Raw genomic sequence first — 16,223 nt, forward strand, 5'->3', positions numbered from 1 at the left:
TCGACGATGATAGCGCTTTCAGGCGGAAGACCGACAATGCTTCGACAAATTCGAAGTCGGCGCTCTGAGCGTTCTCGGAAACCGGGCGCGAAAGGCTTGCGACGTTCTCCGTTGTGCGGTTCCATTTCCGGGAACCATGCGCCGCCGAGCCGCCACGTGGAAGGGGACAGTCCCGTGATCGCCAAGCCGCCGGGGCATCCGGATGACGACGCGTTGGTGCCATCCCGCCGGTCGTTCCTGCGGGGGCTGGCCGCCGTGGGGGCGCTGCCGCTGACCCCGGCCTTGCTCGCCGCTGAGCCGGCCTCCGCCGCGAGCGACGGCTTCCCGCTGGTTGCGGGCGGCGTCGCCGCTGATGTGTTCGTGGACGCGGGCGACGACGTGGCCGTCCGCCGCGTGGCCGGTGACCTGCAGGCGGACATCGAGCGGGTCAGCGGGGTGCTGCCCATCCTGACGAACCGCACCGCCGGGCTGTCCCGTGCGGCGGTGCTGATCGGCACGATCGGCCACAGCCCGGTCATCGACAAGCTCGTCGCGTCCGGCCGCCTCGACGTTTCCGAGGTCGCCGGGCGCTGGGAGGCCTCGGTGACCCAGGTCGTCGAGGCGCCGATCGCCGGGGTCGACCGCGCGCTGGTCGTCGCCGGCAGCGACCGGCGCGGCACCGTGTACGGCGTCTACGACCTGTCCGAGCGCATCGGCGTCTCCCCGTGGTACTGGTGGGCCGACGTGCCGGTGCCGCACCGGGACACGGTGACCCTGCCGCCGGTCACGGAGAAGCGGCGTGAGCCGGCGATCCGGTACCGCGGCATCTTCCTCAACGACGAGGACAACCTGTCGCAGTGGGCGTATCGGACGGCGGAGCCCGGCAAGCACATCGGGCCGGTGACCTATACCCGGATCTTCGAGCTGATGCTGCGGCTCAAGGCGAACTACCTGTGGCCGGCCATGCACCCCGAGTCGGACCACTTCAACAAGTACCCCGACAACGCACGGCTGGCCCACGAGTACGGCGTCGTCGTCGGTTCGAGCCACCCGGAGGCGTTGCTGCGCAACAACGTGCACGAGTGGCAGCCGTGGGCGGAGGCGCACCGCAACCCGGACGGCAGCCTCCCGGAGTACGACTACACGGTCAACCCGCAGACGATCCTCGACTACTGGCGGGCCCGCGCGAAAGCCAACGCCCGGTACGAAAGCGTCTGGACCGTCGGCATGCGCGGGATCCACGATTCGGGCTTGGTCACCAAGAACGCCAAAACCACGGCCGAGCGGGTCGCGGTGATGAACGACATCATCACCCAGCAGCGCCGGATCCTGGCGGAAGAGGTCGGCCCCGCGGCCGGTGCCGTGCCGCAGATCTTCATCCCGTACAAGGAGGTGCTCGACCTCTACAACGCGGGGGTGCGGGTGCCCGACGACGTGACGCTGATCTGGCCGGACGACAACCACGGGAACATGCGGCAGCTGCCCACGGCGGCCGAGCGGCAGCGCTCCGGCGGAAACGGCCTGTACTACCACCTCTCCTACTGGGGAGCACCGAAGAGCTACCTGTGGCTGGACACCACGGCGCCCGCCAAGATCTGGCAGGAGCTGCGCCGGGCGTACGACAACGGGGTCCGCCACACCTGGATCGTCAACGTGGGCGACCTGAAGTCGCAGGAGACCGGGCTGTCGTTCGCGATGGCGCTCGCCTGGGACATCGACCGGTGGCGCGCGGAGGACGGGCAACCCCGGCTGGCCGACTGGGCCGGTCGCCAGTTCGGCGCCGCGTACGCCCGGGAGATCGCCGAGATCCGGCAGGGCTACTACGAGCTGGCCGCGGCGCTGCGCCCCGAGTTCATCCAGAGCGGGGTCTTCTCCCTCGTCCACCACGGCGACGAGGCGGATCGGCGGATGGCGGCGTACCGGAGCCTCATCGACCGCGCCGAAGCGGTGGGCCGGCTGCTGCCGGCGGCTTACCAGGACGCCTTCTTCGAGCTGCTGCTGTATCCGCTGACCGGTGCGTACCTGATGAACCTGAAGTTCGTGTGCGCCGACCGCAACGCGCTCGCCGTCAAGCAGGGCCGCGGGGCCGGGGTGAACGTCTTCGCCGACCTCGCCGAGCGGGCCCAGGCCGACGAGGAGGCGCTGACCCGCCGCTACAACACCGCGATCGCCGGCGGCAAGTGGAAGGAGATCATCAACCCCTACCCGGCCAACGTCCCCAAGGCACCGCGGGTGCCCGCCGTGACCAGACTGACCCGGACCAGCGCGGTGGGTCTCGGCGTGGCCGCCGAGGGCAACGAAACCGGCGTCGCCCGGCCCTTGACGTTCTCTTCGTACCCCCGGAACCGGCGGTTCATCGACGTCTTCAACACCGGTTTCGCCCCGCTGACCTGGCAGGCGTCCCCCAGCCACTCCTGGGTGCAGGTCAGCACCACGGCCGGGACCACCCCGGACCAGGCGCGGATCTGGGTCAGCGTCGACTGGGCCGCGGCCCCGTCGGGTGTCAGCAGCCCCCAGGTGCGCATCACCGGCGCGGGTACCACGGTGACCGTGCCGCTGCAGGTCGTCAACGACGGCGAGCAGGGCCGGGCCACGGCGACCGGTTTCGTCGAGGCACACGGTTACGTGTCGATCGAGGCCGAGCACTACGACCGAATAGTGCCCCGGTCCGGGGCGACCTGGCAGACCATTCCCGGCCTCGGCCGGTCCGGTGCCGCGGTCATCGGTGCGCCGTTCGACGCGGCACGCCTCGACGGCGACAGCCGCACCGTGGCGCCCGAGCTCCAGTACAACGTCCGCTTCGCCACGGCCGGCACCTTCCCGGTCACCGTGTACCGGCTGCCTTCGCTGGACGAACGCGGCACCCGCCGGCTCGCCATCGGCCTCGATTCAGGCACCCCGATCCTGCTCAAGGGCACGGGGGTCACGTCCGCCACCGCCGCGTGGTCGCGCAACGTGGTCGAGGGCGTCGAGAAGCTGACCACGAACGTCACCGTGGACCGGCCGGGCGAGCACGTCCTCAAGCTGTGGATGGTCGACCCGGCGAACGCCGTCGACCAGATCGTCATCGACACCGGCGGGCTGCCGGCGAGCTACCTCGCCCCACCGGAAAGCTTCCACCCTGCTTTCAACCCGAACCCCGGCCGGTGAAGGCGATGGTGAGCGTGACCGTGCTCGCCCGGTTCCCGTGCGCTTCGCGTCCGCCCGCCTCGAGGCTCCCCGGGCCCGGAGCGTAATCGGTACTTGCCAGGACTGTGTCGCCGTCGCGCCGAACCCGGAACGTTGCGGCGAGGGGAACGCCGCGGTTGACTTTCTTTCTTCAGAAACCTAACAATGTCTCGGGCTGAGTTCCCCCGCTCATCGACGAGGCAAGGCGGTTCGGATGGCATCGAGGCCGGCGGTCTTCGTCACGACCCTGCTCATCGGCTCGGCGGCACTGCTGGCTCCCGGTAGATCCTCGCCGACGAGGCGATCCGCTTCTTCGGCATCGGACAGCCGGCCGGCACCTGACTGGCCGGCGCGCAGTCCAGCCGGCGCCCCGGCGCCGCATCGGCGAGCCGCAGCAACGGCGCTGCCGCGCAGCTGAGGGACTGCAACGGGGCAGCCGACCAGAGGTGGATCCGGCGTTGAGGGGAGGGGAACCGCCCAACCTCGCGGGCGGTTCGCCGTCGCTCAGCCGCCGGCCGATCACAAGAAAGCAGGACGCTGATCGTGCAACGTTTCCGCACCGTCGGACTGACCGCTGTCGCGGTGGCAGCCGCCGGAATCGTCAACGCGAGCCCTTCGTACGCCGCCGCCTGCGGCAACGGGGTACGTCGGGCTCACCTTCGACGACGGCCCGACCGGCAACACCCCGGCCTTGCTCAACGCGCTCGCAACGAGCCGGCTGCGGGCCACGATGTTCAACGAAGGCCGGTTCGCTGCCGCGGACCCGGCCGGGGTGCGCGCCGAAGTCAGCGCCGGCATGTGGATCGGCAACCACAGCTATACGCACCCGCACCTGACCCAGCCGGGCAAGGCGCAGATCGACTCGGAGATCTCCCGCACCCAGCAGGCCATCGCGAACGCCGGCGGGGGCACGCCGAAGCTGTTCCGCCCGCCGTTCGGTTCGAGCAATTCGACGGTGCGGTCCGTCGAAGCGAAGTACGGCCTGCGGGAGATCATCTGGGACATCAGCACCGGAGACTGGAGCGGCGTCAGTGTCGACGCGATCGTGCAGGCCAACAGCAAGCTCGCCGACGGCCAGATCATCCTCATGCACGACGGGCCGCCCAACACGGTCACCGCTCCCGCGCATCGCGCAGGTACTGGCCGGTCATGGCTTGTGCGCGGGCATGATCTCCCCACAGACCGGACGCGCTGTCGCGCCGAGCTGACGGGGGAATCGGTCCGGCCGCCCACGGTTGTCGTCAGCGGCTGCGGCGAGGCGGCAGGACAAGGCGGGCGCGGGGGTCCAGCAGGACGTCGGCGGGGTCGAACTTCCCGGCCGTCGCCCGGATTTCGGGGTCGTCGAGCGGCCAAACGGATCGTCTCGTCGAGGCTGTCGGCCGCGGTAGCCGGAACGAATCAGGATCCTCAGTAAGCGCTTTCAATGGTTCAAGGATTCGGCTACTCTTGCCTGAGAGCGCTTCCAATCGTGAGTTCCTCAGCGTCACCATCATCGGATTGCCAACGGAGGCACCATGTCGGCCGCTCGATCACGGTTCATCGCAGTCGTCTTGTTCGCGACGGCGCTCCTCGCTCCGCCGGCCGCCGCGGCGGCTGCGTACCCCAATCCGGCCCGCGTCACCGGTGACGTCGGCGTGCACGACCCGAGCGCGGTGAAGCGCGCGGACGGCAGCTACCTGGTGGCGCACACCGGGGACGGCATCGCGTTGAAGACCTCCACCGACCGCGTGGCTTTCCGCAATGCCGGTTCGGCGTTCCCGAACGGCGCGCCGTGGACCACGGCCTACACCGGCGGGAGCCGGGCCTTGTGGGCGCCGGACATCTCCTACCACAACGGCCAATACTACTTGTACTACGCGGCATCGACGTTCGGCTCCAACCACTCGGCGATCTTCCTGGCCACCAGCCCGTCCGGCGCTTCCGGCAGCTGGACGAACCGGGGCCTGGTCGTCGAATCCCGCAGCAGTGACAACTTCAACGCCATCGACCCGAACCTCGTCGTGGACGAGGTGGGACGGTGGTGGCTGGACTTCGGCTCGTTCTGGTCGGGCATCAAGCTGATCCAGCTGAACCCGGCGACGGGGCTGCGCCAGGGCAGCGCGATGGCCGCCATCGCCGGGCGCGGCGGCGGCGCGATCGAGGCGCCCTACATCGTCAAACGCGGCCAGTACTACTACCAGTACGTGTCGTTCGACCTGTGCTGCCGCGGCGCGGCGAGCACCTACCGGGTGATGGTCGGCCGGTCCACCAGCGTCACCGGGCCCTACACCGACCGCAACGGCGTGCTGATGACTTCTGGTGGCGGCACCGAAATCCTCGCCGGCCACGGCAGCATCCACGGGCCGGGCCATGAGGCGGTGCTCGCCGACAACGGCAGCGACCTGCTCATCTACCACTACTACGCCGACAACGGTGCTTCCCTCCTGGGCATCAACCGCCTGACCTACGACTCGGCGGGCTGGCCGCAGGTCGTCTGAACGTTCGATTGCAGCCGGAAATCCATCTCTGTTTTTCCGTGCGCGCTCACGAATTCGCTCCGGTCGACCGCGGTATTCGAATGACTCGAACAGGAACGAGGCAAGCCATGACGATCGGCACGAAGGCGCGGGCCACGATGCTCGTGGTAACGCTCCTGACCGCGGTCACCACGATGGTGCACCCGGCCGCAGCCGCCACGGGTGACGGCTCGCCGTCCGACTCGAACATCAGGTACTTCGGGCGGTGGGACACCCGGTCTCCGGGCGCCTACGTGCCCGGGTGGACCGGGGCGTACGCGGTGCTCGGCTTCACCGGCACCACGGTGAAATTGCGCCAACGCAGCGGTGTCGACCTGTACACGAGCATCGACGGCGGTGCTTGGGTGTCGTACCGGAACGTCGGCGGAACCGTGAACCTGACACCGTCCCGGTTGCCCTCGGGCACGCACACGCTGCGGGTGGCCTACCGCCAGGACGCCGGTTCCTACCACGGTGACGAGGTTTTCCAGGGCGTGGTCCTGGATTCCGGAGCACACACGGTGGCGGTGAGCGTGCCGTCCCGGATCGTCGAGTTCGTCGGCGACTCGATCACGGCGGGCTACAAGTCCTCCAAGGAGGCACTGACCGCGTACGGCTGGCTGACCGCGGAGAAGCTGGGCGCCGCGCACACCGAGATAGCCCGGCCCAGTGTCTGCCTGTACCCGTCCTCCGACGGGTGCATCGGCATGCGGGACCGGTACTTCAAAACCGGTTTGGACACCAGCACCCCGGACTGGGACTTCTCCCGCTATCAGGTCAGCGACGTGGTGATCAACCTCGGCACCAACGACCGCGGGCACAACGTGTCCGGTGCCCAGTTCCAGAGCGCGTATGTCACATTGCTGCAGCGGATCCGCGCGAAGTACCCGAACGCCGCCGTCCATGCGATGGAGATCTTCAAACAGTGGTACGTCACCGAGACGAAGGCCGCGGTCGCGGCCCGGAACGGCGCGGGTGACAGCAAGGTGCGCTACGTCGCCACCGAAGGCTGGATCGACCCGGCCACCGACACCGCGGACGGCACCCACCCCAATGACGCGGGGCACCGGAAGATCGCCGCCCGGCTCGCCGCGGTCATCGGGTGACCAAGACACCAAGGAAGGGAGAGGCTCGCATGTTCCGCAAACTGAGGTGGGCGGTGGCTCTGGCCGCCGTCGCGGTCGTTCTCGGGATCGTCACGCCGGTGGGCGCCCGACCGGCCTTCGCGGCCGGCAACCCGTACCAGCTGGGGCCCGATCCGACCACGGCGAGCGTCGCGGCCACGCGGGGGACGTTCGCGACCGCGGAACTGACCGTGGGTGGGGGGAACGGCTTCGCTGCGGGGAAGATCTACTACCCGACCGACACTTCGCAGGGCACGTTCGGGGCGATCGCGATCGTGCCCGGCTACACCGCCACCTGGGCGGCCGAGGGCGCGTGGATGGGGCCCTGGCTGGCCTCGTTCGGTTTCGTCGTCATCGGGATCGACACACTCAGCCGCAACGACTACGACACCGCCCGGGGCACTCAGCTGCTGGCGGCCTTGGACTACCTGACCCAGCGCAGTTCGGTCCGGGACCGGGTCGACACCAAGCGCCTGGCGGTGATGGGGCATTCGATGGGTGGCGGTGGTGCGATGTACGCCGCGCTGCACCGGCCGTCGTTGTGGGCCGCGGTCGGGCTGGCGCCGTTCAGCCCGTCGCAGAACCTGACCACCGACCAGGTCCCCACCCTGTTGCTGGCCGGGCAGAACGACACGACGGTCACGCCGTCGAGTGTGCAGAGTCTCTACAACGGCATCCCGGCCGCGGTGGAGAAGGGCTACCTCGAACTGACCGGTGCGGGCCACAGCTTCCCGACGTCGTCGAACTCGGTGATGATGCGGCGGGTCATCCCGTGGCTGAAGATCTTCGTCGACCGCGACACCCGCTACAGCAAGTTCCTGTGCCCGTCCCTGGCGGATTCGACCGGCATTTCGGGCTACCGCAGCACCTGCCCGCTCGACGTTCCGGGCGGCGGTGACCCCGGGCCGGGTGACCAGGTGCGCCTGGTGGGCGCGGGCTCCGGCAAGTGCGTCGACGTGCCGAACCAGTCGCAGGCCAACGGCACCGCCCTGGTCGTCTGGACCTGCAACGGCGGGACCAACCAGCGCTGGACCCCGACTGCGGCCGGCGAACTGCGGGTCTACAACGGCGCGAAGTGCATGGACGCGGGCGGCGGTCAGCCGGGAACAGCGGTGACGATCAACTCGTGCGGCGGCAGACCCGGTCAGAAGTGGACGGTCAACGCGAACGGCACGATCACCAACGCCCAGGCCGGTGCCTGCCTCGACGTGTCCGGTGCCGGCACCGCCGACAACACGCCGGTCATCGTGTGGAACTGCACGGGCGGGGCCAATCAGGCCTGGACCCGCCAGGTGTGAGGGACCGGGGAGGCGACACCCGTCGCGCTCGTGCACCTGCGCGTCGTCCGCGCGGGAAACCTGTGCGCCTTGTCTTGCGCGACGCCGGCCTCGAGCCCTGACGGGTCAGGCGGCCGCCTTGGCCTGGATGACGTCCTTGTCCGTCAGCACGACGGGATCGGGGATGGCGTCGGGCAGTTCGTCTTCCAGCAGCCGCAGGCGCCGGTACCGCCACGCGCCCACCGCCAAGACCAGCGATGCGATGCCCGCCCCCATCGTCAGCCAGCCCATGCCGCGCCCGGGCATCCCCGCGGCGGCGGCGAGCGGCTCGAACACACCGTCGGTCAGCGGCCCGGCGAGCGCGAACCCGGCGGGCACCATCAGCCAGCTGACCATCAGGTTGGCGGCGAACACCCGGCCCTGCAGTTCCAGGCCCACCTTCGCCTGCACGATCGACCCCCAGTGCGCGTTGAGCACCGCGGACGCGAGGCCGATGCCGAAGAGACCCACGGCCGGGAACACCGGGTTCGGCACCAGGCCCAGCACGACCATGAACGCGCCGATCACCGCGAACGACCCGAGGATGCCGGTGGTGCGGCGCCGGAACCCGCCCCACAGGCTGGTCAGCACGCTGCCGCCGAGCAGGCCCAGGCCACCGGCGGCCATCACCAGGCCCAGGGTCGACACGGCGCCCATCGACAGGGTCAGCGGCGTGGCGATCACCTCGACCATCGCCAGGGTGAAGTTGAGCGCGGTCGTGGCGAGGATGATCGCGAGCAGCCCGGGCCGCCGCACGATGTAGCGCCACCCACCGGTCACCTCCCGGGTGAACGGCTCCTCGAGCCGGTTGAACATCCGGTCCGGGAACCGCACGAGCAGCAGCGTCAGCAACGCGAACCCGTACGTCACCACGTCGATCACCACGACGCCGGTCAGGCCGACCAGCACCGCGAGCCCGCCGCCGAGCAGCGGCGAGAGCACCGTGCCCGCCGCTCCGCCGAGCTGCGCCAGCCCGTTCGCCCGGCCGTAGTAGCGCTTGGGCACCAGCTGCGTCACCGCGGCGCGGTACGCGGGTTGCTGGAACGCGACCGCGACCGCACCCAGCGCCACCAACGGGTACACCTGCCACAGGTGCAGCGATCCGTTCCACAGCAGGGTGACCAGGCCGATCGAGCTGACCGCGGACAACGTGTCCGCACCGATCATGATCTTGCGCCGGTCCCACCGGTCGGCGATCGCGCCGGTGACCGGGGCGAGCGCCACCGCGGGCAGCAACGTCAGCACGCTGATCAGCCCGAAGAGCGACACCGACCCGGTGTGCTGGTACACGAACACGCCGAGGGTGAACGTCGTGAGCCCCGACCCGATCAGCGACACCAGCTGGCCGAGCGCGACCAGCAGGAACGCGCGGATGTCCGCGGGTGGTGGCGGTGCCACCGGTGCGCCTTCCCCGGCGACGACGAGCGACGCGAGCTGGTCGGCCTGGTGCTTGTGGAAGTAGTGCCCCGCCCGCGGGATCACGTGCAGGGAGACCGAATCGGAGAAGTGCGTCCACTCGGCGACCCGCTCCTGGTACAGCTCGGTGACCCGGTCACCGTCGCCGACCACGCACACGACCGGCGCGGCCAGCTTGCGGAACCCGTCGCCGTGGAAGGCGTCGGTGTAGAAGTCCTCGCCCTGCTGGGTGTCGTCGAGGAAGATCCGCATCAGGAAGTCCTGCTCCGCGGCGTCCGTCACCTCGTTGAACAACCCGGTGGCGCGCAGGAACTCCAGCGCGCGGCGCTTGGAGGTGGTGCGCCGCAACGGCATCATCGCGCGCAGTGCCCGGGAGAAGCGGCCGGGCATCCGCGGCGCGGGGAAGTGCCCGCCGATCACGACCCGCAGCAGGTCGGCCCGGTCGTCCTCGAGCTTGCGGGCGAGCGCGATCGTCTGCGCCCCGCCCATGCAGTGTCCATATAGGACGACGGGACCGGCCAGCGCCTCGACCTCGGCGGCACACCGTTCGACGAGCTCGTCGAAGCCCAGCGCGGGCTCGCCGGGGTTGCTGACGTCGTGGCCCGGCGGCTGGATGGCGTAGAGCGCGATGTGGTCCGGGACCGCGGCGGCCAGCTCCCGGTAGGTGAGGGCACCGCCCGCGGCCAGCGGCACGCAGACCAGGTTCACCGTGGTGGGGCGCGCCGGGGTGAGCCGCAGCAGCAGCTTCTGCTCGGTGGTGGTACCGGTGCCGGGCCCGGCGACGTGCTCGGCGAACTGCCGGATGGTCGGGTGGGTGAAGAGGTCCATCACGGTCGCGGGCACGCCGAGGTCCCGCACCGCGCGCACCGCCTTGAACGAGTCGCCGCCCACGGCGAAGAAGTCGTCGTCGATGCCGATGCCCGGCAACCCGAGCAGCTCGCACCAGCGCGTGGCGAGGTCCGCCTCGAACGCGGTGCGCGGTGCCGCCTGCGTCTCGGCCACCGTGCGCTGCGGCGCGGGCAGCGCGTTGCGGTCGACCTTCCCGTTGGGGGTCAACGGGAACGCCTCGAGCACGACGAACGCCGACGGCAGCATGTAGTCGGGGAGCACGGTGCGCAGGTGCGCGCGCCAGTCGGTGGTGCTGGGCGCCGCGGCGCCGTCGTGCAGCGTCACGTAGCCCACGATCGCCTTGTCGCCGCCGTCCTCGCGGACCACGGCGACGGCGTCGCGGACCGCGTCGTGCCTGCCGAGCACGGTCTCGATCTCACCGAGTTCGATGCGGTGGCCGCGGACCTTCACCTGGGTGTCGTTGCGGCCGAGGAACTCGAGGGTGCCGTCCGCGCGGTGGCGGGCGAGGTCGCCGGTCTTGTACAGGCGCGCATCCGGGTCGGCGGCGAACGGGTCGGGCACGAACCGCTCGGCCGTGATCTCGGGGCGGCCCAGGTAGTCGCGGGCGAGGCAGACACCGCCGAGGTGCAGTTCGCCGGGCACGCCGACCGGCACGGGCTGCCCGCCCGGGTCGAGCAGGTGCGCGGTGACGCCCGGCAACGGCTTGCCGATGGTGATCGGCGCGCCGGGCAGCACCTCGGCGGCGGTGGCCCAGATGGTCGCCTCGGTCGGTCCGTACATGTTGTGCAGCACCCGGACCCGCTCGGTCAGCTGCCCGGCGAGGGCGACCGGCAGCGCTTCACCACCGCACAACGCGGTCAAGCCGGGCCGGCCGGGCCAGCCGTCGGTCACCAGCAGTTGCCACGTGGCCGGGGTCGCCTGCATGACCGTGGCGTTCTCCCGCTCCAGCAACGCGGCGAGGTCGGCCGGGTCGTGCGCGACGTCCCGGCTCGCGAGCACCACGCGCCCGCCGCTGATCAGCGGCAGGAAGAGCTCCAGCACCGAGATGTCGAAGGCATAGGTGGTGACCGCGACCAGGGTGTCGGCCGGGCCGGTGCGGAGCCGCTCGCGCATGCCCCGCAGGAAGTTGACCACCGAGCCGTGCTCGACCCGCACGCCCTTGGGCCGCCCGGTGGATCCGGACGTGTACAGGACGTAGGCCAGGTTGTGCGGCGAGGCCGGGGTTCCGGCCGCCGCCGGGGCCCGGTGCCCGGCCCGCTCGTCGGCGAGCAGCACGGTCAGGTCCTGCCCGGTGTAGCGGTCGGCGAGGGCGCGTTCGGTGAGCAGCACCGCGGCGCCGGAGTCGTCGAGGATGAACTCCTGCCGCTGCCGCGGGTAGGCCGCGTCGAGCGGCACGTACGCACCGCCCGCCCGCAACACCGCGAGGAGCGCCACCGGCAGCAGCTCGGAGCGTTCCACGGCGACGGCGACCAGGGTGTCCGGCCCGACGCCTCGGTCGCGCAACCGGGCCGCGAGGACGTCGGCGCGGGTGAGGAGTTCCCGGTAGGTCAGGGAAGTGCCGCCGAACGTGACCGCGGGAGCGTCCGGGGTGCGGGCTGCCTGCGCCGCGACGAGGTCGTGGATGCCGCCGGCCGGCGGTGCCACCGGGGTGCTGACGCCGGACCAGCCGGCGAGCTGGGCCTGCTCGGCCGCGGTGAGCAGCGGCGCTGCGCCGATGGCGGTGCCGGGGTCGGCGGTGACCGCGTGCAGCAGCTGTTCGAAGTGCCCGAGGGTGCGCTCGGCGGCGGCCGCGTCGAACAGGTCGGTGTTGTACTCCAGTTCGCAGACCAGTTCGCCGTCGCGCTGGTGCACGGTGAGCCCGAGGTCGACCTGCGCGCCGCCGGGGTGCACGGGGTGCTCGGTCACGGTGAGCCCGCTGAGCGCCAGGTCGGCGCCCCGGGTGTTGAGCAGGTTGAACATCACCTGGAACAGCGGGTTGCGGCTGGGGTCCTTCGGCAGCTTCAGCGCCTCGACCACCTGCTGGAACGGCGCGCCCTGGTGGGCGAACGCACCCAGCGCGGTGCTCCGCACCCGGGTCAGCAGGTCGGCGAACGACAGCTCGCGATCCAGCGAAGTGCGCAGTACCACCGTGTTGAGCAGGCAGCCGACGACCCGTTCCTGTTCGGCCTTGGTGCGCCCCGCGACCGGCGAGCCGACGCAGATGTCCTGCTGGCCGCTGTAGCGGTGCAGCAACGCCTGCAACGCGGCGAGCAACACCATGTAGAGCGTCGCGTCGTGGGCACGGGCCACGGCGGTGACGCGTCCGGTCAGGTCGGCGCCGAGCACGCGGCGGGCCAGCCGGCCGTCGAAGGTCTGCACGGGCGGGCGCGGCCCGGTGGCCGGCAGGTCGATGGTGCCGGGCGCCCCGGCGAGGTTTTCCCGCCAGTACGCGAGGTCGGTCTCGGCCGCCACGTCGGTGACCACATCGGCGTACTGCACCGCGGGGCCGGTCAGCGGCGACGGTTCTCCCGCGCGCAGCGCGCCGTAGCACGCGCCGAGCTCGCTGAAGAGCACGCCGAACGACCAGCTGTCGGCGACGATGTGGTGCACGCAGACGCCCAGCACGTGGTGCTCGGCGTCGAGCCGGAACAGGGAGAACCGGAAGAGCGGGCCTTCGGCCAGATCGAACGGCGTGCGTGCCGCGGCCTGGAGGAGGTCGTCGAGGCCGGCCGGGTGCGCCTCGGTCACCGGCAGCGCCACCGGGACTTCGGCCCGGATCACCTGCAGCGGCCGGCCTTCGGGCGCGGGGAAGACCGTGCGCAATGACTCGTGCCGGGCGACGACCTCGGCGAGCGCGGTGCGCAGGGCGGCGACGTCCAGCGGTCCGTGCAGGTCCGCCGCGGTCGCGATGACGTACGCGGCCGGGTGGTCGTGGGCGTGGTCGAGGAACCACATGCGCCGCTGCACGGCCGTGGCCGGCAGCTCCGACGGCCGCACGGCCACGGGTTCCGCGGCGGGGCCGGCCGTGGTCGGAGTCGCCGCGTCGGTCAGGCCGCGCAAGGTGGGCGTGGCGAACACGGCGCCGAGCGGAACCGTGAGCCCGAACCGGCTGCTCAGCCGGGCGACGAGCTGGGTCGCGAGCAGGGAATCGCCGCCGAGGTCGAAGAAGTCGTCGCTCGCGTCGACGTCGTCGACGCCCAGCAGCTCGGCCCAGACCGCCGCGATGCGCGCCTGGTCGCCGGTGAGCGTCTCCCCGGTCGCCGGCTTGCTGTCCACTGTGGAGTCCGAGCGCCCGGCCTCGATCCAGTAGCGTTGCCGCTGGAACGGGTAGCCGGGCAGGGACACCATCGGGTGCCGATCGCTGCCGGTGAACCGGGCGAGGTCCACCCGCCCGCCCTGCGCCCACACCCGGCCGACGCCGGAAAGCAGTGTCGGCAGGTCGTCGGTCGCGTCACCGGCTCGCCGCATCAAGGACACGGCCGTGCCCTCGCTGCGCCGCACCAACGTCGTCAGCGTGCGCCCCGGCCCGGCCTCGGCCACCACCAGCCCGGCGCGCGCGAGCTCGGCAGCGGAGTCGGCGAACCGCACCGGTTCGCGCAGGTGTCTCGCCCAGTAGTGCGGGTCGGTGGCCTGCTTCGCGGTCACCCAGGTGCCGGTGACGTTGGACAGGTAGCGCAGGCCCGGTTCGGCGAGCGGGACCGCCGCGACCGCCTCGGTGAACTCGGCGAGCACCGGGTCGAGCATCCCCGAGTGGAACGCGTGCGAGGTGCGCAGCACGCGGCAGGCGACGTCCCGCGCGCGCAGGTCCGTCTCGATCTCCCGCACGGCCGCCGACGGGCCGGAGAGCACGCAGGACCGCGGCCCGTTGACCGCGGCGATCGACACGCCGGGCCGGAGCAGCTCGATGACGTCCTTTTCCGCGAGTTCGACCGCGAGCATCGCGCCGGGCGGGAGCGACTGCACGAGCCGGCCGCGCGTCGCGACCAGGCCGAGCGCGTCCGGCAGCGTGAACACCCCGGCCAGGCACGCGGCCACGTACTCGCCGATGCTGTGCCCGGCCATGGCGGCCGGGGTGAGGCCGCGGTCCATCAGCGTGCGGGCGAGCGCGTACTCGGTGACGAACAACGCCGGCTGCGTCAGCGCGGTCCGGTCGAGCGCGCCGCCGTCCGCGCCGTGCAGCACGTCCCGCAGGTCGAGCCCGAGGTGCGGGCGCAGCACGGCCGCGCACTCGTCCACCACGTCCCGGAACACCGGTTCGTCGCGGTACAGCCCGGCGCCCATCCCGGCGTACTGGCTGCCCTGACCGGGGAACACGAACGCGACCGGCCGGTCGGTGCCCTCGACCGGCGGTGCGGGTTCGCGCAGCGCGGCAACGAGTTCCGCGTGGTCGGCGCCGGTCACGACGCGCCGGTGGGTGAGCCGGGCGCGGCCGCGGTGCAGGGTCGCCTCCACCCCGGCGAGGTCACCCGGGTGCCGCTCCAGGTGGGTCGCCAGCGACTCCGCCAGGTCGATCAGCGCGCGGGGCGTCGCGGCGGACAAGGCCAGCAGCGCGGGCCCGGTCCGGTCCGCGTCCGGCTGCCGTGGCGGCGCTTCTTCCAGGACCACGTGGGCGTTGGTGCCGCCCATGCCGAACGAGCTGACGCCGGCGCGGCGCGGGCTGCCGTCCGTCGTCCAGTCCACTGTGGATTTATTGAGCCGGAACGGGCTCTTCGCCAGACGGATCCGGGGGCTGGGCTCGTCCAGGTTGGGGCCGGCAGGCAGCACCCCGTGCTCCAACGCGAGCACGGCCTTGATCAACCCGGCGACACCGGCCGCCGCGTCGGCGTGGCCGAAGGTGGCCTTGACCGAGCCGAGTACGCAGAACCCGGTGTCCTCGGTGCCGGTGCGGAACGCCTTGGTGAGCGCGGACACCTCGATCGGGTCGCCGAGCGGGGTGCCGGTGCCGTGCGCCTCGACGTAGCCGACGGACCGGGGCGGCACGCGCGCGTCGGCCAGCGCCCGGGTGATCACGTCGACCTGCCCGTCCACGCCAGGCGCGGTGAACCCGACCTTGGCGGCGCCGTCGTTGTTGATCGCCGAACCCCGGATCACGGCGCGCACCGGGTCGCCGTCGCGCAGCGCGTCGGCCAGCCGCTTGAGCACCACGACGCCGACCCCGCTGGCCGCGATCGTGCCCCGGGCGTTCCGGTCGAACGGGCGGCAGTGCCCGTCCGGCGACAACGTGCCGCCCTCGACGTACGGGTAGCCGCGCCGCTGTGCGGGCTCGATCGCGGCCCCACCGGCCAGCGCCACTTCGCATTCGCCGAGCAGCAGGCTTTGCTTCGCCAGGTGCACCGCCACCAGCGAGGTGGAGCACGCCGTGTTCACGGAGACGGCGGGTCCGCGCAGGTCCAGCTTGTACGCGACCCGCCCGGCCAGGTAGTCCTTGTCGGTCGACAACGCCACCTGGTAGTCGCCGACGGCGTGCAGCAGTTCGGGCGCGGACGACAGGTTCTCCGTCAGGTAGACGCTGGAGCGTGCCCCGGCGAACACCCCGGTCCGGCGGCCCGCGGAACCGGGCGCCTGCCCGGCGTCTTCCAGTGCGTGCCAACAGCATTCGAGGAACAGCCGGTGCTGGGGGTCGAGCACCTCGGCCTCGCGACGGGACATGCCGAAGAACTCCGCGTCGAACTCGGCGATCCCGTCGAGCACGACGCCCGACCGGACGTAGCCGGGGTCGGCGATGCTCGCCGGGTCGGCGCCGTCGCCGAGCAGTTCGTCGTCGGTGAACGACCGGACCACGTCGGTGCCGGAGGTGACGGTGGCCCAGAACTGCTCGGGGCCGTCCGCCGCCGGGTAGCGGCAGGCGATGCCGATGACGGCGATGTCGCGATCGCTTAGCTGCATGATTTCCTTCA

6 protein-coding genes are annotated in these 16,223 nt (G+C 71.4%); 5 read left to right on the plus strand and 1 reads right to left on the minus strand.

Going from position 1 to position 16,223, the window contains the following annotated elements; all coding sequences use genetic code 11:
• Positions 1–174 precede the first annotated feature (174 nt).
• The 5 genes from ISP_RS19520 (at position 175) to ISP_RS19540 (ending at position 8,064) form a co-directional block, all read left to right on the plus strand.
• Complete coding sequence (locus ISP_RS19520) at positions 175–3,129, plus strand: glycosyl hydrolase 115 family protein (protein ID WP_013225532.1); 2,955 nt, start codon at positions 175–177, stop codon at positions 3,127–3,129.
• A gap of 709 nt (positions 3,130–3,838) precedes the next feature.
• Positions 3,839–4,561 (plus strand): polysaccharide deacetylase family protein, encoded by a 723-nt coding sequence (locus ISP_RS19525; protein WP_230468845.1) that lies wholly within the window; start codon positions 3,839–3,841, stop codon positions 4,559–4,561.
• 100 nt (positions 4,562–4,661) lie between these two features.
• Positions 4,662–5,624, plus strand: coding sequence for an arabinan endo-1,5-alpha-L-arabinosidase (locus ISP_RS19530; RefSeq protein WP_013225533.1), 963 nt, complete (start codon positions 4,662–4,664; stop codon positions 5,622–5,624).
• 107 nt (positions 5,625–5,731) lie between these two features.
• Entirely contained in the window at positions 5,732–6,748 is a 1,017-nt protein-coding gene (locus tag ISP_RS19535; RefSeq protein ID WP_013225534.1) for an SGNH/GDSL hydrolase family protein, read from the plus strand.
• Between the two features lie 29 nt (positions 6,749–6,777).
• Positions 6,778–8,064, plus strand: coding sequence for a poly(ethylene terephthalate) hydrolase family protein (locus ISP_RS19540; RefSeq protein WP_013225535.1), 1,287 nt, complete (start codon positions 6,778–6,780; stop codon positions 8,062–8,064).
• Positions 8,065–8,169: 105 nt separating this feature from the next.
• Here the strand turns inward: ISP_RS19540 and ISP_RS19545 are convergent, their stop codons facing one another.
• A complete protein-coding gene (locus ISP_RS19545; RefSeq protein ID WP_230468846.1) occupies positions 8,170–16,212 on the minus strand; it encodes a non-ribosomal peptide synthetase/type I polyketide synthase in 8,043 nt (2,680 codons plus the stop codon).
• Positions 16,213–16,223 lie beyond the last annotated feature (11 nt).

This window comes from Amycolatopsis mediterranei (assembly GCF_026017845.1).
Lineage (GTDB): Bacteria > Actinomycetota > Actinomycetes > Mycobacteriales > Pseudonocardiaceae > Amycolatopsis > Amycolatopsis mediterranei.